At 29.5% G+C, this 23770-nt stretch carries 18 protein-coding genes; 7 read left to right on the top strand and 11 right to left on the bottom strand.

Features of this window, described 5'->3' with window-relative positions; genetic code table 11:
- The first annotated feature begins 40 nt into the window (after positions 1-40).
- Entirely contained in the window at positions 41-712 is a 672-nt protein-coding gene (locus tag Q0617_RS15380; protein ID WP_298754693.1) for a hypothetical protein, read from the top strand.
- Here the strand turns inward: Q0617_RS15380 and Q0617_RS15375 are convergent.
- Positions 682-1215: a hypothetical protein gene (locus tag Q0617_RS15375; RefSeq protein ID WP_298754691.1), complete on the bottom strand. Its 534-nt coding sequence runs from the start codon at positions 1213-1215 to the stop codon at positions 682-684. The two genes, Q0617_RS15380 and Q0617_RS15375, sit on opposite strands and share 31 nt — an antisense overlap.
- A 99-nt stretch (positions 1216-1314) precedes the next feature.
- Between Q0617_RS15375 and Q0617_RS15370 the strand changes: the two genes are divergently transcribed.
- Together Q0617_RS15370 and Q0617_RS15365 are read left to right on the top strand one after the other, a co-directional pair.
- A complete protein-coding gene (locus tag Q0617_RS15370) occupies positions 1315-1605 on the top strand; it encodes a DUF3817 domain-containing protein (RefSeq protein WP_298754689.1) in 291 nt (96 codons plus the stop codon).
- A gap of 94 nt (positions 1606-1699) precedes the next feature.
- Positions 1700-1924: a DUF2892 domain-containing protein gene (locus Q0617_RS15365; RefSeq protein ID WP_298754687.1), complete on the top strand. Its 225-nt coding sequence runs from the start codon at positions 1700-1702 to the stop codon at positions 1922-1924.
- 15 nt (positions 1925-1939) lie between these two features.
- Here Q0617_RS15365 and hypF read toward each other — a convergent pair whose 3' ends face one another.
- The 10 genes from hypF to Q0617_RS15315 all read right to left on the bottom strand — a co-directional run bounded on the left by hypF (position 1940) and on the right by Q0617_RS15315 (position 15929).
- Entirely contained in the window at positions 1940-4174 is a 2235-nt protein-coding gene (hypF, locus tag Q0617_RS15360; RefSeq protein WP_298754686.1) for a carbamoyltransferase HypF, read from the bottom strand.
- Between the two features lie 9 nt (positions 4175-4183).
- The gene (locus Q0617_RS15355; RefSeq protein WP_298754683.1) at positions 4184-5722 is read right to left on the bottom strand and encodes a hypothetical protein; all 1539 of its coding nucleotides are present in this window, start codon (positions 5720-5722) and stop codon (positions 4184-4186) included.
- Positions 5719-6294 carry a HyaD/HybD family hydrogenase maturation endopeptidase gene (locus Q0617_RS15350; RefSeq protein WP_298754680.1) on the bottom strand — a complete coding sequence of 192 codons (576 nt, stop codon included), beginning with the start codon at positions 6292-6294 and terminating at the stop codon, positions 5719-5721. Before Q0617_RS15350 ends, Q0617_RS15355 begins: the two co-directional genes overlap by 4 nt.
- A gap of 109 nt (positions 6295-6403) precedes the next feature.
- Positions 6404-7090: a cytochrome b/b6 domain-containing protein gene (locus Q0617_RS15345; RefSeq protein ID WP_298754802.1), complete on the bottom strand. Its 687-nt coding sequence runs from the start codon at positions 7088-7090 to the stop codon at positions 6404-6406.
- 19 nt (positions 7091-7109) lie between these two features.
- Positions 7110-8849, bottom strand: a complete 1740-nt coding sequence (locus Q0617_RS15340) for a nickel-dependent hydrogenase large subunit (protein ID WP_298754800.1) — start codon at positions 8847-8849, stop codon at positions 7110-7112.
- Positions 8846-10093, bottom strand: coding sequence for a hydrogenase small subunit (locus tag Q0617_RS15335; RefSeq protein ID WP_298754678.1), 1248 nt, complete (start codon positions 10091-10093; stop codon positions 8846-8848). Before Q0617_RS15335 ends, Q0617_RS15340 begins: the two co-directional genes overlap by 4 nt.
- A 282-nt stretch (positions 10094-10375) precedes the next feature.
- Positions 10376-11728 (bottom strand): nickel-dependent hydrogenase large subunit, encoded by a 1353-nt coding sequence (locus Q0617_RS15330; RefSeq protein ID WP_298754676.1) that lies wholly within the window; start codon positions 11726-11728, stop codon positions 10376-10378.
- Complete coding sequence (locus Q0617_RS15325; RefSeq protein ID WP_298754674.1) at positions 11725-12651, bottom strand: Ni/Fe hydrogenase; 927 nt, start codon at positions 12649-12651, stop codon at positions 11725-11727. Before Q0617_RS15325 ends, Q0617_RS15330 begins: the two co-directional genes overlap by 4 nt.
- Positions 12638-13231, bottom strand: coding sequence for a TetR/AcrR family transcriptional regulator (locus Q0617_RS15320; RefSeq protein WP_298754673.1), 594 nt, complete (start codon positions 13229-13231; stop codon positions 12638-12640). The genes Q0617_RS15325 and Q0617_RS15320 overlap by 14 nt, the downstream gene beginning before the upstream one ends.
- A 124-nt stretch (positions 13232-13355) precedes the next feature.
- Positions 13356-15929: a bifunctional aconitate hydratase 2/2-methylisocitrate dehydratase gene (locus Q0617_RS15315; protein WP_298754671.1), complete on the bottom strand. Its 2574-nt coding sequence runs from the start codon at positions 15927-15929 to the stop codon at positions 13356-13358.
- A 368-nt stretch (positions 15930-16297) separates the two neighbouring features.
- Between Q0617_RS15315 and Q0617_RS15310 the strand changes: the two genes are divergently transcribed.
- Genes Q0617_RS15310 through Q0617_RS15295 form a run of 4 tightly spaced genes read left to right on the top strand, consistent with a single transcriptional unit; the run spans position 16298 to position 23769 of the window.
- The gene (locus Q0617_RS15310) at positions 16298-18028 is read left to right on the top strand and encodes a long-chain fatty acid--CoA ligase (RefSeq protein WP_298754669.1); all 1731 of its coding nucleotides are present in this window, start codon (positions 16298-16300) and stop codon (positions 18026-18028) included.
- Positions 18025-19299, top strand: a complete 1275-nt coding sequence (locus Q0617_RS15305; protein WP_298754667.1) for a thiolase family protein — start codon at positions 18025-18027, stop codon at positions 19297-19299. Before Q0617_RS15310 ends, Q0617_RS15305 begins: the two co-directional genes overlap by 4 nt.
- Position 19300: 1 nt before the next feature.
- Positions 19301-21421 (top strand): 3-hydroxyacyl-CoA dehydrogenase NAD-binding domain-containing protein, encoded by a 2121-nt coding sequence (locus Q0617_RS15300; RefSeq protein WP_298754664.1) that lies wholly within the window; start codon positions 19301-19303, stop codon positions 21419-21421.
- Positions 21409-23769, top strand: coding sequence for an acyl-CoA dehydrogenase (locus Q0617_RS15295; protein WP_298754661.1), 2361 nt, complete (start codon positions 21409-21411; stop codon positions 23767-23769). Before Q0617_RS15300 ends, Q0617_RS15295 begins: the two co-directional genes overlap by 13 nt.
- Position 23770: the final 1 nt, after the last annotated feature.

Here is a 23770-nt window from a genome sequence, read left to right as displayed (position 1 = left end):
TTATTAATTTATATAAATAGAACTTTAGCTATAATTTTTTATGAACATAACAATCTGTCCCTTTTGTAATCACAACTCTCTTTATACTTTACAAGACAACTATAAAAAATGTAAAGCTTGTAAAACTAAGTTCTCAATAACTAAATTAGAAACAGATTTAAAAATTATAAACTTTTTTTGTAACAATATAAATGCAAACAAAACATCCAAGCTTTTAAATGTAAACTATCGTACAGTACAAAATCGTTATATGCTTTTTAGAAAGTTAATAGCTAGTTTTCTAGAAGATGAATATAATAGCAGCATAAAAGATAATAGTTCTTATGAAGAGTATTATTACTTTACACAAAGAAAACAAAATAAAAAAAATCGTTCACTTTTTGAAGCTATTAATATCATAGGATTTTATTCAAATCAAAAAATTTATACTCTACTTATGCCAAGATTACCTAAGTATAGTATTCAAAGTAGTACAAAAGATTATGAATACTATTTAAAGTGGCATAAACTATACTCAATAAACTCTTACAAAACTCCATTGAGTATTTTTTGGAAATATTTAGAGGAAAACCTAAAAAAATATAAAGGTATTGATGAGAAGAATTTTTTTTATTATTTAAAAGAGTGTGAGTTTAAATTTAATTATTTACAAAATAGACAAATAGAGATTTTAAAAAATCTCTATTTTAATAAAAATGGCATATCTCGTTGAAGTGATTCTAATAAATCTTCATTTAAAAAGAATTTTGCAAACTCTTCTTTACTTTTATGGGCTTTAACACAGACATATCTATTTCTTTTTATAAGATTTAAAGGCTCTTCTATGAAATTTTTATACTCTAAATTTTCATGATAGTATTCATACATTTTTTTCAAATTATCATTAGTAATATTATCTTTTAACATTACTACATTATCCTCTAAAAATTCTATAACATTTTCTTCATCATCTTTTAGATGACAAAAAGCCTCAACAACATCAATAAATCTCATATCAAATTTAAAACCCTTTAAAAGAAGCTCTTTTAGCTGTTCTACTTTGTTGTTTTGAAAATAGTATTGCATAAGAAGAGTAAAATAGTGTTCTATAATATCATCCTCTTCATCACTTAACTTATCTTCAATTTTTTCTAAATCATCTACTATATTTTCATTTATATTTGTCTCATGTATTATGGCACATCGTGCAATTATTTCATGTAGTCTATCATCCATAAATATTCCTAATTAAATTTAATTGTAGATTATAGCAAATAATATTAATTTAATATTAAATCAAACTAGCTAATATTACACACTTAAAAAAGGAATTATATGTTTAAAACTGCTTTACATAGATTTAGATTCATTTCATATATTGAAGGATTATCTTATCTAGTACTTCTTTTTATTGCTATGCCTATAAAATATATTGGTGAGAATCCATATCCAGTAAAAATCATAGGTATGACTCATGGTATTTTGTTTATACTATTTATGATTTTTTTGTTTGAATCACTTAGGAAATACAATTGGGAAAATAGATTTAGTGTGAGGTTATTTATATACTCAATTATCCCCTTTGGTTCATTTATCATAGAGAAAAAAATAAAAAAACTTATATAAATAAAACAAATACTTTTAGAATAAAAAATTTTGTAACTAAATTGTATTGAAATTGTAGTATCATTAGAATATCTAATATATACAAGGATTCAAAATGACTAAAAATATAGGTAAAGTAGATAGAATAATAAGAATTGTTGTTGGTGTTGCAATTATACTTTTTGGTGTAGCAACTAATAGTTGGTTAGGTGTTATTGGGTTAATCCCATTAGGTACTGCACTTATTGGATGGTGTCCACTATATTGTCCACTTAAAATCAATACAAGTTGTTGTGATAAAGAGAGTTGTAACAAAGAAGAATCAGATAAAAAAGAGTAAAAGTTAGAGTTTTCTCTAACTTTTTTTATAATATAACTGTCCTAAAGAAATACCCTGATCATTTAGAGGTATTGATTTAGAATAATAAAACTCCCTTTTTTCATTTTTAAACTTTTTAGACAATTGCTCTAATAGTATTTTATTTTGAAAGACTCCACCAGAAAGTATTACTTTTAAATTTTTATTTTCAAATGAAATATCACAAATTATATTTATAATCATATTTATAAACTTAGAACAAATCTCTTTTTTATCTTTATCTCTTAAAATTTCATATATTGCTTTGGATAAATCAATTTGATTATCAACTATTTCATAAGTGTATGCATCTTTTATATTTTCATCATACTCTTTTTCTATGAGAAGCCCTGTTTCTCCCTCATAAGTTTGTACTTGTAAAATATTTGCAAAGGAAGCAACTGCATCAAAAACTCTTCCAAAAGAGCTTGCTAATGGAGCATTTAAATTTTTCTGCCACATTTTATGAAGTAGAACTATTTCATCTTTTGAAAAAGAGTCTACACAAGCATTATCCAAAGATAACACATCTTCTAAAGTAAAGTTATCAAACAATAAAGCTAAAGCGACACGTCTTGGCTCTTTTACAGCTTTTTGTCCACCTAAAAGTTTATAATATTTTATATGATTAGTTCTTTTATATGAACTTCTATTTGCGATAAAAACTTCGCCACCCCAAATATTTCCATCATCTCCATATCCTGTTCCATCAAAAATAAAAGCCAAAACATCTTCATCTATATCATTTTCTAACATACAAGATAAAACATGAGCATAATGATGTTGTATTTGAATAAGTTCTTTATTTTGTTTTTTTGCCCATTTTGTTGTTTCATAATTTGGATGCTTATCGCAGATTATAGTCTCAGGCTCAAAATCATAAAACTTTTTAAAGGTATCTACACTTCTTTGGAAATAATCCATTGAAACTATTGAATTCAAATCCCCTATATAAGGTGAAGATATCATATTATCCTCAAAACCTATTGTTATGGAGCTTTTTTGATTTGCTCCAAGGGCTAAAATATTTTTATCAAATTTTTTGTCTGTTTTAAATGATATGGGAGTGTAACCACGTGCTAATCTTAATATTTGCATATCATTATTCACAACTTGAACAATAGAGTCATCACAAGCATTTATTATCTCTCTATTAAAATCAACTACATACTCAACTACATTTGATAATTTTGTAAAAATATCCTCAACACTTTTTATTATTGGTTCATCTTTTAAATTTGCACTTGTGGCAATAATAGGATTATCTAAATATCTAAAAAGTAAATAATGCAAAGGTGTATATGGCAAGAAAACTCCAAGTCTATCTATACTGGGAGCCACAGTTTCACAAATCTTTTTATTATCATTTTTATTTACTATTACTATGGGTTTTTCTTTTGATAATATTATCTCTTCTTCTTTTTGTGAAAGTATTGTATGATTTTTTATCTCTTGGATATTTTTAAACATAACAGCAAAAGGTTTTGTTGGACGATTTTTCTTTTCTCTTAAACTTTTTATTGCATCTTCATTTGTAGCATCACATACTAAATGAAAACCTCCCATACCTTTTATGGCAACTATCTTGCCACTATTTATTAAATGGGCTATTTGTTTTATGGCATCAATATTTGAGGCTAGTTTATTTTTTTTATTATCATATAGACTAACTTGAGGGCCACACTTTTCACAAGATACAGGTTGGGCATGGTACCTTCTATTTGTTGGGTTTTCATACTCTTTTTTACACTTAGTACAAAGTTCAAACAAAGCCATTGAAGTATTACATCTGTCATAGGGAACTGTTTTAATTATAGAGTATCTTGGACCGCAATTTGTACAGTTTGTCAAAGCATAGTTATATCTAAAATTATTCTCATCATTTATATCAGATATGCAATCATCACAAATACAAATGTCAGGAGAGATTATTGTTGATTTATTATTTGAGTTTTCACTTTCTTTAATTTCAAAAGAGTTATATTCTAACTCTTTTTTTTCTTCTTTAATGAGTATTTCATTGATTTTAGCTAGTGGTGGGGGATTGTTTTTTAGTTCATATAAAAATAACTCAATAGCTTTTTCATCAACTGATGACAAAAGTATATTTACACCCTTATCATCATTGTTTACCCAACCTTTAAGGTCATATTTTAAAGCTAAATTATAAATAAATGGCCTAAATCCAACTCCTTGGACTAGTCCTTTTACTTGAACTCTTTTTTGTATCATTAATCTCTTTTAATAGTCTAATGCAGTATCTCTTGGTAATATAATATCAAAAGTTTTATTTAATCCATCATTTACTTTTGTCAATAAAATATTATTAGCAAACATATCTCCACATAAGATTACATCTTTTGTGTTTAGTTCACTATTTATTTTTGTTACATTATCTTTTATAAGGTCACTTAGGCTTTCATAAAAAGAGTAGGCTAACATTCTATTATCAACATCTGCCATTTTGTAGCTCATAATACTTTGCACTACTCTTCTATAGTCCAAATAGTTTTCCCCATCTATTTTTGCTAACTTCATATCTATTTGAATACCACTTTTAGAGTTATAAGCAAAAGCTGCATCTTCAAACTCCAAGTAGTCTTCCATACCTAACATATAAGCACATAGATTTAAGATGGCTTCAAAACCATTTGCATCTTTGTTTTTTAACTCTTTTTCAAAATTTTGTGAGAATTTCTTTTTATAGTTTTCAGTTAATCTTTGAGTATTTTCATCGATTGCTGATATTTCATCTAAAGCATTTGATACATCACAAATAATATTTGGAACTTTTATAATATCTTTTAAACCTTTTCCTGGAACATTTACAGAAATTGTACTGTTTTCACTAGCATACGAAAAATATATTGCAATACTTGGTTTTATTCTTTTGTTTCTAGAAGCTAGTGTTGCTTTTATCACTCCACCATTGTCATCAAAAAACTCTTTTGAGCTGTTATATTTCTTATCTAAATTATAATCATATCTTGGAAACAAAGATTTTTCACCATTGATTACTAATATTTCATCATTAAAATATGTAACTTTTAAACCATCTTGTAAACTCTCTTCTTTTGCATAAAGTAAATAATCAATTCCCTCTTTTTGTAAAGCATTTGCAAAAAGAATTGTCTCTTTATCATCAGGTAATTTTACATTTATGAAGTTAGTTTTTGAGTACTCTTTATCTTTGTTTTTTAATACATCAAATTTTAGTTTTACCAAAGGTCTTTCAACAGAACATAGAAGTTGTAAATCTTTCTGATTTAAAGATACTATTTGTGATAATTTATTTAAATTACAAACAAAAAGTTTTACTTCTAAATCTTTAGCTTCAAACTCTTCCCTTAAACTCTTTGAAGGTAAAAACAAATCTTTAAAACCATTATGGGTCTCTATTTTAGATACTTTTCCCTCTTTTATTCTATTTATATCATTAGAAAAATTGATATTTTCATTCTCTTTTATTATATTTGCAATATCTTTATTTGTAAACATTGATATATTTTGAATTATCTTTTTATCTTCTAACTCTTCTAGTGTTTCATCAAAGAAGTCAATTGTATATGACTTACCTAAAAATATAGATAGGGGAAGATTCTCGCCTAAAAAGCTAAAAAACTCTTCGATTTTTTCTTCACTATCATCACATGTAATTAAAATAAACCCTATGTATTGTTTAACCGTCGCATTTATTTTATTCTCTTCTACTAAATTTTCTAGGATATGTTTATAATATAAATTTGTACTATTGAACTCTATTTTATAAAACAGTTTCATCTTGTAGTATCCTCATTATTAGGAATTCTATCATCGTATTCATCATTGTAGGAACCTAAAAGTCCTTTACAAATTTGAGCAATAGATTTTTGTTCCTCTTTTTTACTTACTTTTATACCTAGATTTTCAACATCTATAATTGCTTGATTAATCAGCCCTATAAATTTCTCTTCAATAGTTTTTGTAAGTCCAATTTGTACACTTACAATATCTTCAGGAATAATTCCTATAATTGTAACTTCTGCATGTTTATCTAAAACTGAACAAATCTCTAACATCTCTACAATTTCAACTTCATGGGCTGTTTTTCTATATTGTCCAAGTCCCAATAAAACATCAGAAGGAAGTCTAAAGATATCCCCTGCTTTATCTTCAATTGAAACTGTGTCTAAAATAATCACATTATCATACTCTTGAAAATAGGTCATTAGTTTAAAACCTAATGTCCCCCCATCCATAATCTCGATATCACCTTCAAATTTATAATTCTCTTCTAAATACTTAGCAGCTAAAATACCTACACCTTCATCTTTAAAGAGTAAGTTTCCAACACCTATTACTATATTTTTCATATATAACCTTCACATTTATTTAATACATTCAAAAACAAAATAGATTTTACTTGTGGATATATTAAGAGGAAGTTAAAAGGATATGGTTTTTCCATATCCTTTTATTTTTTTATTTTTTTTGAGAATTAGCTTTTTTGTTTACGAATTTAGTTCCACCAAATACAATATTGATATCACCCTCTCTCCAAAAAATAGTTCTCCATACTTGATAATAAATATGAGACATAACCCACATCAACAATAAATACATTGCTGTATGATGTGCAATTCTTACACCCATATTTCCACCAAATACATCTAAAGTCCAATCAGTTGAGAAATGTAATAGCCATGGCCACCAAGCTCCAATAGAACTCTGTCCTGAAGCTAAACCATGAACATACATTTGAAGTCCAGTTAAAAGCATAAACACTAATAATATATGAAAAAGTGTAAAAAACATAATGTTATAACTATCACTATGTGTTGAATCAAACTTTTTTCTTCTATTAAAAGTTATAAGGTTAAAAAATACTTCACAAAACTCAATAAAGTTTTTCTTAGTCGGTAAAATCTTCTTATATGGTTTTTCAAATCTAGAAAATAGATATAAATAACCAATCAAAATAGCTGTAACATCAAAGATGATTGCCACTATAAAGTGTCCCCATCTATTCCATGCCATAACATATTTATCAACTGCAGGATCTGCAATAAAAGTTTGATAATATGGATGACCTATATAAAGTCCGGTTGCAACTGCAACAATCATACAAATCGCATTTGTCCAATGGATAGTTCGCATGATTGGAGTCATTCTCTCAACCCTATTAAATTTAGGCACGGCAAACACCTGTAGGATCGATTTTGTAAACACCTAATTCTTTACCCTTAGTATCAACAATATGAACTGCACATGCAATACATGGGTCAAAACTATGAATTGTTCTTAAAATTTCTAATGGCATATTTGGGTCAACAACTTTAGTACCAACTAAAGAAGCTTCATAAGCACCCATTCTATTTTTATAATCTTTTGGTGCTGCATTCCAAGTAGAAGGAACAACTGCTTGATAGTTTACAACTTTTCCATCTTTAATTTTAATCCAGTGACCTAATCCACCTCTTGGTGCTTCTGCCATACCAAAACCTTGAGCATCTTTAGAAACTTTATCAAAGTCAAACTCTGTCCAAGTAGATAAATCTCCACCTGCAGCATTTTTAGCTAACTCATCTGCCCACTCAATAACTACATCACACATCATTTCAGTTTCAATTGCACGAGCTGCTGTTCTTCCTACAGTTGAGAATAATACAGAAGTTGGAAGATTACCTTGTTTTAAGAATGTTGTAACATATTTACTAATTCTTTCATCACCACGTGCAACTCCAACTATCATTCTAGCCAATGGTCCAACTTCCATTCTTTCATCATCATATAATGGTGACTTAATCCAAGAATATTTGTTTTTTAAATCTAGATATGCAATACCATCTTTTTTCTCTTTAAATCCAGTATATTTTGGTTTTGTTTCACCATCATATGGATGTAAATTTGTTTCACCTTCATACCAAGCATGAGTAACATCTTCAGTAATTTTTGTTTGGTCTAAATCAAATACTTTTGATAAGTCTTTGTTCATAACTATTCCAGAAGGGAAAAGTTTAGCAGCTTCATAAAATGGTGTATCATCTAAGTTAAAGTCACCATAAGACATAAAGTTACCTAAACCACCACCAGTTCCATTTAATGCTTCATCAGCATACATAGTTCCAGCCATATAAACATCTGGTAAATATGCTTGTTTTGTAAATTTTTGTGCTTTTTGAATGATATCTTTAAACTCAGCAATTCTTGCAGGGTTTTTAATATCTTGAACACAAGTAACCCCACCAACAACTATTGATTGAGGATGTGGATTTTTACCACCAAAAATAGCTTGTGCTTTAGCAATATCTCTTTGTAAGTCTAAAGCATCTAAATAGTGAGAAAGACCAATTAAATTTTGCTCAGGAGTAAGTTTATAAGCTTTACTTCCCCAATATGCATTTCCAAATACTCCAAGTCTACCTTGTTTTACAAACTTAGTAACTCTTTCTTGAACTTCTGCAAATACATCTTCACTTGCATTCCAAGGTCTTTGCCCTGAAAGTTTTGCCCACTTTTGAGCTTCTGCAACTGCTTTTTTAGGATCAGCTTCTAAAGCTTTTGTGATATCTACCCAATCAAGTGCATGTAAATGGTAAAAATGAACAATATGATCATGAATATATAAACCACCTTGCATTAAGTTTCGCACCAATCTTGCATTTTTTGGAATAGTAACTTTAAATGCATGCTCAACAGCTTCAATACTTCTTTGGTAGTGAGTACCAGTACATACTCCACAGATTCTCATTGCAAGTAAACCACAATCTCTTGGATCTCTTCCTTTTAAAATCTCTTCAATTCCTCTAAACATTGTAGAAGAACTGTAAGCGTCAGTAACAACATTATTGTCATCAATTACCGCTTCAATTCTTAAATGTCCTTCAATCCTTGTTATAGGATCAATTACGATATGTTTACTCATTATTCCTCCTCACTTTCACCATTATTTATTGATCTTTTTCCAGCTACTGCTGAAGCTACTGCATGAACACCTATACCAATAGTAGTTGCAGTTAATAATCCTAATCCAAACTCATCAACAGTTTTTTCAACTCCACCTGTTGGTGCTTTGATATTTGCATCTGCCATTGGTCTCTCATAAGCATATTTATCCCAGAAGTCTGGCTCAGAACATCCAATACAACCTCGACCGACACCAATTGGCCAGTTTGCACCTTCGTTATATCTGATAATTGAACAGTTATTAAATGTCATAGGTCCTTTACAACCTACTTTATATAAACACCAGTTATTTTTAGCACCTTCATCACCAAACTCTTCTACATATTCACCAGCATCAAAGTGTGCTCTTCTTTCACAGTTATCATGAATTCTATATCCAAATGCAAATTTTGGTCTAAGAAGTGAATCTAATTCTGGAATTTGACCAGTTAAAACATAATGTAATACAACCCCAACCATATTTGCTGGGTTTGCAGGACAGGCAGGAATATTAATAACAGGTTTACCTTTTACTAAATCCATAACACCAACTGCACCAGTTGGATTTGGAGCAGCAGCTGGAATTCCTCCAAAAGTAGCACATGCACCTACAGCAACAACAGCAGCTGCATCTTTAGACAATCTCATTAAATGTTCATGGAAAGTTTCACCAGATGCTCCAATAGTTCCATATTGACCATTCATAGCCATAGGAATTGACCCTTCTACAAACAGTAAATATTTACCTTTAAAGTGCTCAATTGCATCTTCAAGTTGTGCATCAGCTTGATGTCCAGAAGCTGCCATAATAGTTTCATGGAACTCTAATGATAATACATCAAATAATAAATCATCAACAGTAGGTGCAGATGATCTTAACAGTGCTTCAGAGTTTCCAGCACAATCTTGAAGCTCAATCCAAATTACAGGAACTCTATTCATAAGTTCAGTTGCTTCTGCAACCAATGGAGTAAACATAGGAGGTAACATAAGCGTTGCAGTTGTTGCACTTGCCCACTTCATGAAATCTCTTCTATTTACACCTTCACTCTCTACTACTTCCATCAAATCAATATCTTTAAGTGCAGGTTGATTTCTAAGACTACTCAATCTAGCTTTTGCTTTTTCAAACATGCTGTTGTAGTACTCTTCACCTTTGTTCGTATCCACTCTTGCAGAGTTCTGATTAAAAACTTTTTTAACCATCTCCTGAGAATCGTATGCCATATGTTCTCCTTTTAGTTTAAAAAATGAATGTTCATTTACTTACGTAATTTAGCTTTTAAAAACTTATAATAAACTTAATTGTACACGTATAAATATCGCTTAAATAGCAATAAAATAGCATTTTATACAAAAAAATTTGTATAACTTTAAGGAGCATTTATAGTTTATTCGGTAAATTGGTATTTAAATAAGATTTTATACTAAAAGTACATAAGTAATATATAAATTTAAGAAATTTTAAACATTGTTACAAAAGTACTCTACTTTATGAATGATTATTCATTAATGAGTTGTGCAAACTGAACAAACATCAAAAGAGCGTAAAATAATTGTCGCTTCTTCTAATGACTTTGAACCAATAATTGCTTTTTGTGCAACACCTAGTTCTTTATTATGTTTAGGGCTTAAATTCCAAACTGTTGGAGTAATCACATCATATTTTGCAATCAATCCTTTTTTAACCGTAATATTGTGCAATAAAGAACCTCTACATGCTTCAACTGTTGAAGTTGCACTAATATCATCTAGTGATTTTAAATCAACTGTTGGCTTTATATATGACTCTTGGGATATATCTAATTGACTTATTAACTTTTTACTATAAACTAATAGATGTGCAATTTCATCAACCCTTGCCATTACTCTTGTAAAAACAGAATCATCATACTTTTTATGAATATCTTTTATAAACTCTCTTTTATTGATAATTGCACGAGACAGTGGACCAACTTCATAAAACTCATTATTGTATTGAACTGATTTTGACCAAGTATGTGCTTTTCTATCATTTTTGCTATTTACTTTAAATGTATACTCATCATGTTCTACAATTTTATCCATATCAATTTTTCTAGAAATTCTATGTTTATGAATTCCAGGTTCCATATCTAGCATATTTCCTAAAACAATATGACTGTTATGTGATTTTCCAACCTGCTCCAATTTAGTTTCAAATGCAATCTCAGAAAAATCTCTTAATGATGAAGAAATAGTATCTATTTCCTCAAATCTTTTTAAAGACAAATAATTTTCAATACTAATTCCTGCAATACTTTTTTCAAAATACTTAATAGTTTGGTCAAGATAATTTTCACAAGTAACAATATCCAAAAGAGTTGGATCACTAACAACTCCACCAGGAACCATATAAGATGTATGTGGCCACTGCCCTGCATAAATGGCTAGAGCTTTTATTGTTTCACTCGCTGCCTTTTGGGCTTCTAACCACTTTTCACCTTTTATAGGTGTGTAACCACTGTATTGTTTTTTTGATTGATTTACTACATCTGGCATTATAAACATATAAAACCATTTAATATGAGAATCTATTATCTCTATAATCAAACCAAGTTCTCTAAGTATTTTTGCTTTATTTGTTATTTCTAATTCTATACCTGCATTTTTATATAGGTTTTCTATGGCATTTACAGTTGCTAATAGATGTGCTTGTCCACAAATACCACAGATTCTTGGGGTATAAACTAAAGCATCTAAAATAGGCTTGTTTTCTAATATATATTCAAATCCTCTAAAATTTAAGAAATCAATTGAAGCATCACTTACTTTTTCATTTCTCCAAGTTAAACTAAGTTTTGCTTCACCTTCAATTCGTTCAATTATATCAACTGTTTTCATTTGTCTTTACTTTCATGGAATTGATTTAATCTTTGATTTAACCTAGGTATTGTAAATGTTTTTGCAACACCAGAAATAGATAGATATGCTCTTTTAGAAATTCCTAAAGGTGGCTCAAGTGGAATTCCTATATGTTTTTTTGTTTCAAACATATTTAATCTTGGAAAATCATATTCAGTACAACCAATACAAGGCATACCTACTCTTGTCTTACTACTTACATCATTCCAAAGTATTTTATTACAGTTTGAGTGAGTCATAGGACCACGACACCCTTCATTATAAAATAAGCATCCCTCTTTAAGTCCAAAACTTTTAGCTTCAACTTTCCATTCAAAATATTCATTTCTTGTACAACCATGATGTGCTAATCCACCATAAATCTCAATAGGTCTTGATTTATCATCAAGTATTATTGAAGCATTAAATTTTAGTGTAAATAGTGTTTGTAGTATCCATTCAGGATGAACTGGACATCCAGTTAGATTTATTATTTCATGGGAGAGTAAAGATTCGTTTTGTGAACTTATATAATCTTTCACTCCAGCAATATCATCATTTTCTTCAAATCTTGAATGTATACCGCCATATGAAGCACAAGAACCAACAGCTATTATAAATTTAGATTTTGAAATTAATTGGTTTAAAATATCTGATATTTTTTTATTAGATATTGAAAAATAGAACTCATTATTTGTTATTGCACCCTCAACTAACAAATAATCAATTCTATCATTTGATTGTAAAATCTCATCAAGTGATATATTTGTACTTAAACTTGGATGATAAATTAAATTAAAATTATTATTAAACTGCTCAAATCTTGATGAACTTGAAGATAAAAAAGAGTGAGTATTTCCATTGCAAGTAATACCCTGAAGCCAAACTACTCTTGGCAAGTTTGGTTCATTACTCTTCTTCATACTTTAATGCTCGATAGATATTTTCAGCTATTGAATCTGAATATTCTAGTAAATCTTTTTCTAAAACATTCTCTCCATTCATAAAAGCAAAGCCACCTAAACTTCCCATTAACATACCAAATGCAGGGAAAAACTCTTGATCTCTGAACTCTTTTTTTTGTGCACCATCATCAAGTAAAATCATAACTTCTGTTACAAACTCACCTACACACAAAAAACCTTCACATCCATCTTTAAAAACTTCCCTATTTGATAAATAAACCCTTAAAAAATACTCTATAACTTCAGGAGAATTTTTTACATTTGTTAGATAGTTTTTAATAAACATATAAAGTTTTTCTTTTGAGCTAATATCCATATTATTGATTATTCTTAAATCATCAGCAATAATATTTGTAGAGTATTTTATAGCAACTTTTGCTAACTCCTCTTTTGAAGAAAAATAGTTATACATATTTCCCACACTCATACTCATAGCTTTTGCTATATCTGGAATTGTTGTATTATAAAAGCCTTTTTTTGCAAATAATTTTAATGATTTTTGAATAATATTGGTTTTTTTATCTTCTTTTGCAGACATATTTTTTTACCTTAGTTTAATAATGATATATGATATTAAAAAATATGTTAATTATAAATGAATATTCAGTAGATAGAGGAAATAAAATAAAAACTCAAGCAAAATTGCTTGAGTTTTATATCTATTAAGAGTGAACTAAGTTAGTTAATTCAGAATCACTAATAGTGTGGAAGTTTAAGTATTTATAAATATCATCTCTTTTTTCAGGAGTGATTTTCTTAGGTACCATATCAAGGTATTCTTCTTTAGTTGGAAGTCTTCCTAAAAGTGCAGATAATGCTGCAACTTCAGCAGATCCAAGATAAACTTGAGAATCTTTTCCAAGTCTGTTATCAAAGTTTCTTGTAGATGTACTAAATACAACTGCTGATTGTGCAACATTTGCTTGGTTACCCATACATAAAGAACATCCTGGAATCTCTAATCTAGCTCCAGCTGCTCCAAATATTGCATAGTATCCTTCTTCAGTTAATTGTTGTTGATCCATTTTTGTTGGAGGAGCAACCCATAATTTAGCTGGAACTGGTCCTTCACCTTTAAGAACTTCACCTAAAGCTCTAAACAGTCCAATATTAGTCATACAAGAACCTACGAATACTTCGTCAATTCTGTCAGTGATTCTTTTTGGATCAGCTAAGATGTTTGTTAATGTATCAACATCATCTGGATCATTAGGACAAGCTAATAATGGTTCAGTGATTTCATTTAAATTAATTTCAATAGTTGCAAGATATTCAGCATCTGCATCTGGAGTGATTAATTCAGGATTAGCAATCCATTCTTTCATTTTATCAGCTCTTCTTTGTAAAGTTCTAGCATCTTGGTAACCCTCTTCAATCATTTTTTCAATTAAAGCGATGTTTGAAGATAAGTACTCAATGATTGGTTCTTTATCTAATTGAACAGAACAAGCTGCTGCTGATCTTTCTGCTGCTGCATCTGATAATTCGAATGCTTGCTCAACTTTAAGTTGTGGAAGACCAGAAATTTCAATTACATTACCAGCAAAAATATTTTTCTTACCTTTTTTCTCAACAGTTAATAAACCATCTTGAATAGCTTGGTAAGGAATAGCATTAACTAAATCTCTTAAAGTAATTCCTGGTTGTAATTCACCAGTAAATTTAACATGTACAGATTCAGGCATAGTTAAAGGCATCATACCAGTAACACCAGCAAATGCAACAAGACCAGAACCAGCAGGAAATGAGATACCAATTGGGAATCTTGTATGAGAATCTCCACCAGTACCAACAGTATCTGGTAAACATAATCTATTTAACCAAGAGTGAATAACACCATCACCTGGTCTTAAAGTAACACCTGCTCTTGAAGTAATAAACTCTGGAAGTGTATGTTGTAAGTTAATATCTGCTGGTTTTGGATAAGCAGCAGTATGACAAAATGATTGCATAACCATATCTGCACCAAAAGATAATGCAGCAAGTTCTTTAATCTCATCTCTAGTCATTGGCCCAGTTGTATCTTGAGAACCTACAGTTGTACAGATTGGCTCAACGTACATACCAGGTTTTACACCTTCAATACCACATGCTCTTCCTACCATTTTTTGAGCTTGTGTAAACCCATTAGTAGAAGCTGCTGGTTGTGAAGCTGTTACAAATGCATCAGATGCATCTAATCCTAAAGCTTCTCTAGCTTTTGCAGTAAGCCCTTTTCCAATAATTAATGGAATTCTTCCACCAGCTCTCATTTCATCAGTTAATGTATTAGGAGCTAAATTAAATTCAGAAACAACTGAACCATTTTTAAGGATTTGACCAGCATATGGTTTTAAAGTAATAACATCACCAGTTTCTAATTCATCAACTGGAGCTTGGATTGGTAAACAACCTGAATCTTCTGCAGTATTGAAGAAAATTGGAGCAATAATAGAACCAATTACAACACCACCAGTTCTTTTATTAGGAACACCTGGAATATCTCTACCCATATGCCATTGAACAGAGTTAATCCCTGATTTTCTTGAAGATCCAGTTCCAACAACATCACCAACGTATGCTAAAGGGTAACCTTTTTCTTTAAGTTCAGCCATTTTTTCTAATGGTTTTTCCATTCTAGATTGTAACATTGCAGTTGCATGTAATGGAATATCAGCTCTTGTAAATGCTACAGTTGCAGGAGATAAATCATCTGTATTTGTTTCACCAGGGATTTTATATACTGTTAAAGTAATCTCTTCTTCTAATGCAGGTTTATTTGTAAACCACTCTGCATTTGCCCAAGACTCAATAATCTCTTTTGCTTGTGCATTTCCAGCATCAGCTAAATCTTTAACATCATTAAATGAATCATAAACTAAAATTGTATTTTTTAATTGTGCAGCAGCTGCAGCTGCAACTTCATCAATTTTTAATGCGTCAACTAGTGGAGTAACATTGAATCCACCCATCATTGTTCCTAAAATTTCGATTGCTTGAACTTTAGAAATAACTGAACATGAAGCGTTACCTTGTACAATATCATTTAAAAATGCAGCTTTAACATAAGCAGCGTCATCAACACCTGGGTTAACTTTATTTTTAAATAATTCTAATGCATAATCAGCATCAGCAGTATTAGCTTTTAAAACTTCTACTAATTGTGCAGTTTGATCAGCAGTTAATGCTAATGGTGGTAATCCACCCTCTTGTAATCTTTCTTCAGTATGTGCTCTATAATCAGCGATTAAACTCATATATAACTCCTAATTAATTTGTAAAGCAATTATATCATATACAATGAGTTATTATTGTACAATTCTTGCAATGTGTAGTACAAGTTTTATTTGTGTATATATAAGTTACAAAAAAGCCCTCTACTTCTAACAAATGCCTATATTCCTTAACTTGTATATCTAGCCAATTTTTTTATTTCTACTAATTTATTAAAGTTATAATTTTATAAGATGTCTATATTCTGTTCTTATTCTTTAGTAATTGTACAGTTTTTGTACAAAGAAGTATTAAAGTTATATTTTTCTTAAATATAATTATTAATAAAAACATTTCGATTATTTTTTTGTTATAATGATACAATATTATATAAATTTGTAAAGGATCAACTATGAGTCCATATAGATTTTTAACATATAATGAAATGTTCGATTATTTAACAACAAGTTATGATAATCCTACCCTACTAAACTATATCAATCACAAAAATGAATATGAATCAATCTCTGTTATTGAGTTTAAAGAAAAGGTTATTTGCTTATGTGCAGCCTTACAAAAACTTGGCATAAAAAAAAGTACTAAAGTAGCTATCTTTTCAAGTTCTTCACCCTTTTGGTTAATCTTTGATTTTGCTCTTCAACAATTAGGAGCAATATCTGTTCCTATTTTTGCAAATATATCAACAAAAAATCTAAACTTTGAATTAGAAGACTCAAACTGCGAATTTATATTTATTGATGATATTGAAAGAATTGATGATATAAAAAAGCAAATGACAGTTATAACTCATAATTTTTGTATCAAAAAAGACAACTATTACAACCTTGATGAGATTTTAGTTATGGGAAAAGAGATTTGTGACAGACTTGAGTATATTGAAAACAAACCTAATGAAGATGATATTTTTTCTATAATTTATACAAGTGGTAACACCGGAACACCAAAGGGTGTTGTTCTTACGCATAAAAATATAATTTCTCAATTAAAAGATATAAATGAAGTTATTCATTTAAATGAAAAAGAGACTATTCTTTCACTTCTTCCCCTTGCTCATATATTTGAACGTGCGGTTATGAGTTATTATCTTTCAAGGGGTGTATCAATATACTTTGTTGATGATATAACAAATGTAGCGAATCTTATGAAAAGTGTTCGTCCAACTATGATGACCGTAGTACCAAGATTATTGGAAAAAATATTTAACAAAATAAAAACAAATATATCTGATAAACCAATAGTTAGTAGAGTAATAGGCTCATTGGCTTTTCGTTTTGCTTTGCTAGAAGATATAGATAAAAACTCTTTCTTATTTAAACTATTTGATAAAATTGTTTATTCAAAATTTCGTGAAATATTTGGGGGAAGAATTAAATGGGTTGTTTCAGGTGGAGCTCCATTAGAAAAAAATATTTATCAGTTCTTCTTAAATATTGGTATTCCTTTATATCAAGGTTATGGGATGACAGAATTTTCACCTGTAATTTCTACAAATTATCCAGGTGCAAATCGTGTTGGAAGTTCTGGAAAAGCTATGCCAACAGCTGAAGTTAAAATAGAAGATGATGAACTTTTAGTAAAAGGTCCTTCACTTATGAAAGGGTATTTAAATAATGAAGAACTAACAAAAAAAGCAATTGATACAAATGGTTGGTTTCACACAGGAGATGTTGCCTCAATTGATGAAGATGGATATATTTATATACAAAGTAGAAAAAAAGATATCTTTAAAACTTCAACTGGAGAGTATGTAAATGCAATCCCTATTGAACAAAACTTATCAAAAAACAAATATATTGAATTTGCAGTAGTTATATCCCATAATCAAAAATATACAACTGCCCTACTTTTTGTTGATCATGAAAGATATGAACAACAAAAATCAAGTAATTTAACTATAGAAGAGTATTATAATCAATCTGCAATCCATAAATCTATCCAAGAGCATATAGATAAGTTAAATAAAACAGTAAATAAATGGGAAAAAGTAATAAGATATAAATTAATAACAAAACTTGCAACAATAGAAGGAGGAGAATTAACTCCTTCTATGAAAGTTTGTAGGGAAGCTATTGAAAAGAAATATGAAAAAGAAATCCAAAGTATGTATAGGAGCTTAAAATGAATGAAAGAATAGCCATAATTGATGGATTAAGAAGCCCAGTTGCAAAAGCAAATGGAAAACTAAATCATCTTCAAGTGGATAGTTTAGGAGCTATTATTGCAAAAGAGTTAGTTCTTAGAAACAATATACCCTATGATGATTTTGATGAAGTAATAATAGGAAATGTTGCACAACCAGCAAATGCAGCAAATGTAGCTAGAGTACTAGCTATAAGAGCAGGATTTCCTAAAAAAACAATTGCATATACAGTTCATAGAAATTGTGCTTCAGGAATGCAGGCTCTTTCAAGCTCAATTGAAAAAATATATACAAATCAAGGTGAAATTTATCTTGCAGGTGGAGTAGAATCCATGAGTAATATTCCTTTACTATTTTCAAATCAATTCAAAGATTTTATGACAAAATTTACCTATGCAAAAACTGCATCTGAGAAAATAAAACTTTTTACAACTTTTCGCCTTAGTTTTTTAAAACCTACTATTGGATTAATTTCTGGATTGACCGACCCAATTTCAGGTAAAATCATGGGAATCACTGCTGAAAATCTAGCTAATGAGTTTAAAATAAGTCGCCAAGCGCAAGATGAATATGCACTTCAATCACACCTAAAAGCTCAAAAAGCAATAGAGAGTGGAATACTAAAAGATGAAATACATCCTATCATGACAAAAGACTCTTCAATTATGGATGATGATGGAATAAGATTCAATCAAACTATTGAAGCCCTAAGTAAACTAAAACCAATATTTGATAGAACTAGTGGAACAGTAACAGCTGGAAACTCTTCACAGGTTTCTGATGGTGCTTGTATGATGATTTTATGTAGTGAATCAAAAGCAAAAGAACTAGGCCTTGAGCCAATTGGTTTTATAAAAGATTATGCCTATGCAGGATTAGATGCACATAGAATGGGACTAGGACCTATTTTTGCTACAAAAAAACTCTTTGATAAAACAGGAACAACTTTAAAAGATATAGATTTAATAGAACTAAATGAAGCCTTTGCAGCACAAGTTATTGCAAATCTTGAAGCTTTTAAATCAAAAAGCTTTTGTAAAAAAGAGTTTAATAGTGAACCATTAGGTGAAATAAATGAAGATATATTAAATGTAAATGGTGGAGCAATTGCCATGGGACATCCAGTTGGTATGAGTGGAGCTAGAATTGTACTTCACACTATTAAAGAATTAAAAAGAAAAGGTCTAAAAACTGGTCTTGCTACACTTTGTGTTGGTGGTGGGCAAGGTGCAAGTTTTTTAGTGGAGGTATAAGATGAATAATTTAACATTAAATATTGATAATAGTATTGCAACATTAACCTTTGATTTAAAAAATTCAAAAGCAAATAAATTATCTTTTGAGCTACTAGCTGAACTGGATAAGGTTTTAGATGATATTAAAGAAAATAGTGAAATAAAAGCATTAGTTATTGATAGTGCAAAGCCTTCTATCTTTATTGCTGGTGCTGATATAAAAGAGATAGAAGCAATGAGTACCCAAGAGGAGATTTATGAACAAATCTCAAAGGGTGATGATATCTTAAATAAGTTAGAAAAATTAACAATTCCAACAATTGCATATATTCATGGTGCTTGTATGGGTGGTGGATTAGAACTTGCTTTATGTTGTAATTATAGAATAGCAACTACAAATGAAAAAACAAAACTAGCTTTTCCAGAAGTTAAACTTGGGTTTTTCCCAGGATTAGGAGGAACACAAAGGGCTCCAAAACTTGTGGGACTCATGACTGCTCTTGAGATGATTTTAACTGGTAAAAATTATGATGCTAAAAAAGCATTAAAAATTGGACTTGTAAATGAGATATTTGATAATGGACAAAAAGAGTTTAAATTAAAAGAGTTTATTACAAAAGTTTTAGAAAATAAAATTCAAAATAAAAAACTTTCCTTTGTAAATAACTTGATGCAAAAGTTCTCCCTTACAAGAGCCTATGTTTATAAAAAATCTTTGGAAACAATAGAGAAAAAAGTCAACAAAGACTTTAAAGCGCCATACACTGCCCTTGATGTTATTAAAAAAACTTTTAATGAACCCTTTGAAAAAGGGATTGAAATAGAAGCAAAAGCTTTTTCGAACCTTGCAGCAAGTAAAGAATCAAAATATATGATTAAACTTTTTTTCATGTTTGAAAAACTAAATAAAAACTTCGACAAAACACAAGTTCCAATTACAAATGTAGCTGTTCTTGGTAATGGAGTAATGGGGAAAGGAATTATTTGGCTATTTTCTAAATTTTTAAATGAAGTAAGAATCAAAATTAGAAAAATAGAACAAGCCCATGATATTATAAATAGTGTTGCTAAACTTTATGACTCTTCAATTAAAAGAAGAAGTATGAGTCAAAATCAAGTGGATTTTAAACTAAACAAAATATCATACACAGATGAGTTTAATGGTTTAAGCCAAACTCAACTAGCAATAGAGGCTATAATTGAAGATGAAGATGCTAAAAAAGAGGCTTTTGAAGAGTTAGAAGCTGTTATGGATAAAGACTCAATTATTGCTACAAATACTTCCTCAATCTCTATTGAAAAACTTGGAAGTGAACTTAAAAATAAAAAAAACTTTTTAGGAATACACTTTTTTAATCCTGTAAACATTATGCCACTAGTTGAAGTTATTCCCTCTTCACATACCTCTAAAAAGACTATAAATCGAGTTATTGAACTTCTGACTTCTTGTGGGAAAACACCTATTATAGTAGGAGATTGTGCTGGATTTATTGTCAATCGTATTTTACTTCCATATATTAATGAAGCAGCTTTTATACTTGAAGAGGGCTCTGATATTAAAACAATTGATAAACTACTAAAAGAGTTTGGTATGCCAATGGGACCTTTTACTTTAGCAGATACTGTTGGTATTGATATTGGTTTTAAAGTTGCAACTATTTTAAATGAATCATATGGTTCAAGAATGGCTGTTGCTCCAATACTTACAAAGGTTTATAATGATTTAAAACTATTAGGTAAAAAAGATAAAAAAGGATTTTATCTTCATAATACAAAAGATTTAGATATAAATACAGAGGTTTCAAAACTACTTTCAAGTAATAGAAAAACTTTTACTGATAAAGAGATAATTGAGCGTTGTATGTTTATCATGATAAATGAAGCATCAAGATGTTTAGAAGAAGGAATTGTTAATGATCCACAAATTATAGATTTTGCTATGATTACAGGTACAGGATTTCCTCCATATAAAGGTGGAATTTGTGCCTATGCAAATGACATGGGGATTTCATATGTTGTAGATGAGCTTAAAAAATATGAAAAAAGTTATGGGGAGAGATTTAAACCAAGTCTTTTATTAGAAAAGCTCAATAAAGAGAATAAAGATTTTAAAACAGGAGAAGAGTTATGGAAACTTTAGCATTTATACTTATACTTATTATATTTGGATACTTTTCTTATCCACTAATTTTATGGTTTGGATTTATTGGTGCGTATTCACTAATATTTTTTGATACAAGTGTTTTATTTTGGGTTGTATTTGCACTTTTAGCAATACTATTTTTAATTCCTAAAAATAGATTAAACCTTATCTCTTCTCCTTTAGTTAAATTTATTATGAAAAAAGGCTTGCTACCTAAAATATCCCAAACAGAAGAGGCAGCACTACAAGCTGGAACAAACTGGGTTGAAGCAGATTACTTTAATGCTGATATTAATTTTAAGGCCATTAAAGAAGAAAAAGTCACCAAGTTAACAGAAGAAGAAAAAGCTTTTTTAGATAATGAAGTAAATGAGCTATGTTCTATGACTAGTGATTGGGAGATTTTTCAAGATAGGGATTTACGTCCTGATGTTTGGAAGTTTATAAAAGAGAAAAAGTTTTTTGGAATGATTATTCCTAAAGAAAATGGAGGGCTTGGCTTTAGTGCAACAGCTCACTCTCAGATAATAGAAAAACTTGTATCTCGTTCTCAAGTTTTAGCTATAACAATTATGGTTCCTAATTCACTTGGACCTGCTGAACTTATTTTAAAACATGGTACTCAAAAACAAAAAGACAGATACCTTGAAGATTTAGCACATGGGAAACAAGTTCCTTGTTTTGGATTAACAGAACCAAATGCAGGAAGTGATGCTACTTCTATTACTTCAAATGGTGTATTATTTAAAGATGAAATGGGGAAAATCAAAATTAAATTAAATTTTGAGAAACGTTATATTACCTTGGGAAATATAGCTACTCTTATTGGTTTAGCTTTTAGATTATATGACCCAGAACATATATTGGGTGAGAAAGAAGACTTAGGAATTACTTTTGGATTACTTGATTCAAAACTAAAAGGAATTGATAACTCAAGAAGACATGACCCACTAGGAATTCCTTTTATAAATTCTCCACTATTTGGTAAAGATGTAGTTATCGAACTTGATGATGTAATTGGCGGAAAAGATGGCATTGGTCATGGTTGGCAAATGCTTGTTGAATCTCTTTCAATAGGACGAGGAATATCACTTCCTAGTGTCTCTTTAGGAGGAAGTAAATTTGCTTTAAAAGTAGTATCTTCTTACTCACAAATTAGAGAACAATTTGGACTTAGCCTTGATAGATTTGAAGGAATTGAAGAAAAAATAGCAAAAATAGCAGCCTTTACCTATATGTTAAATGCTTCTCGTAATTATACTTTAGATGCTATTGATAATGGAGTACGTCCAGGAGTTATAAACTCTGTTATGAAATACCATGCAACAGAAAAATTTAGAGAAATCATAAATGACTCTATGGATGTTTTAGGTGGAAGTGCAATTATTAGAGGTGAAAAAAATCTTTTAGCCCATGCTTATTTTGCCTTACCTATATCAATCACCGTTGAAGGGGCAAACATACTTACTCGTAATTTAATGCAATTTGGACAAGGATTAATAAAATCTCATCCATATATTTATACTCAAATAAAAGCACTAAATAATAATGATGTCTATAGTTTTGACAAGGCATTTTTTGCACATATAGGACTTGTAGTCAAATCATTTTCTAAAACTTTAACTTGCTATCTTACAAGGGGATTCTTTTTACAAACAGAAGGCTCTTTCAAACGATATAAACAAAAACTTATTTGGTCAAGTGCTGAATTTACTCTTTTAAGTAATACAGCCCTTGCTTTGCTGGGACCTTCATTGAAAAAAAGAGAAAATATCTCAGGAAGATTTGGAGATATGCTTTCATATATGTATTTGATTACTGCTACTCTTAGAGAGTTTGATAATAATCCAAAATCACAAGATAAAATCTTAGTTGATTATGTATGTAATTATGCATTTGAACAAATTCAAATAGCAAAAGAGGATATTTTATACAATCTTCCTATGCTAAAAATATTTGTTCCTCTTGCTAGAATTAATCCAATAAGTATTAAATCCCCTGATAAATTAAATGAAAAAATAGTAAATAGTTTAAAAGATGAAACTTATCTAAAAGATTTAACATCAAGTGTATTTGTATCAAGTGATACAAAAGATAGACTAAATATTCTAGAAAAAGCTATTGAGTTAAATAATGAGACAAAACCATCATTTATAAAAATAAAACTTGCTGTAAAAAATGGTGATTTGAAAAAAGACTCTTTAGAAAACATTTTTAAAGAAGCTTTTGAAAAAACTATTATTACAAAAGAGGAGTTAAGCAAACTAAAAAGAGCCCATAAAGTAAAACAAAAAATCATTGAAGTTGATTCATATAAAGCAAGAACATACAAAACAATGAGATAGG

It is taken from the genome of uncultured Arcobacter sp. (assembly GCF_937982575.1).
Lineage (GTDB): Bacteria > Campylobacterota > Campylobacteria > Campylobacterales > Arcobacteraceae > Arcobacter.
The sequence above is the reverse complement of the archived record's forward strand: the minus strand, read 5'-3'. Positions and strand labels throughout refer to the sequence as shown.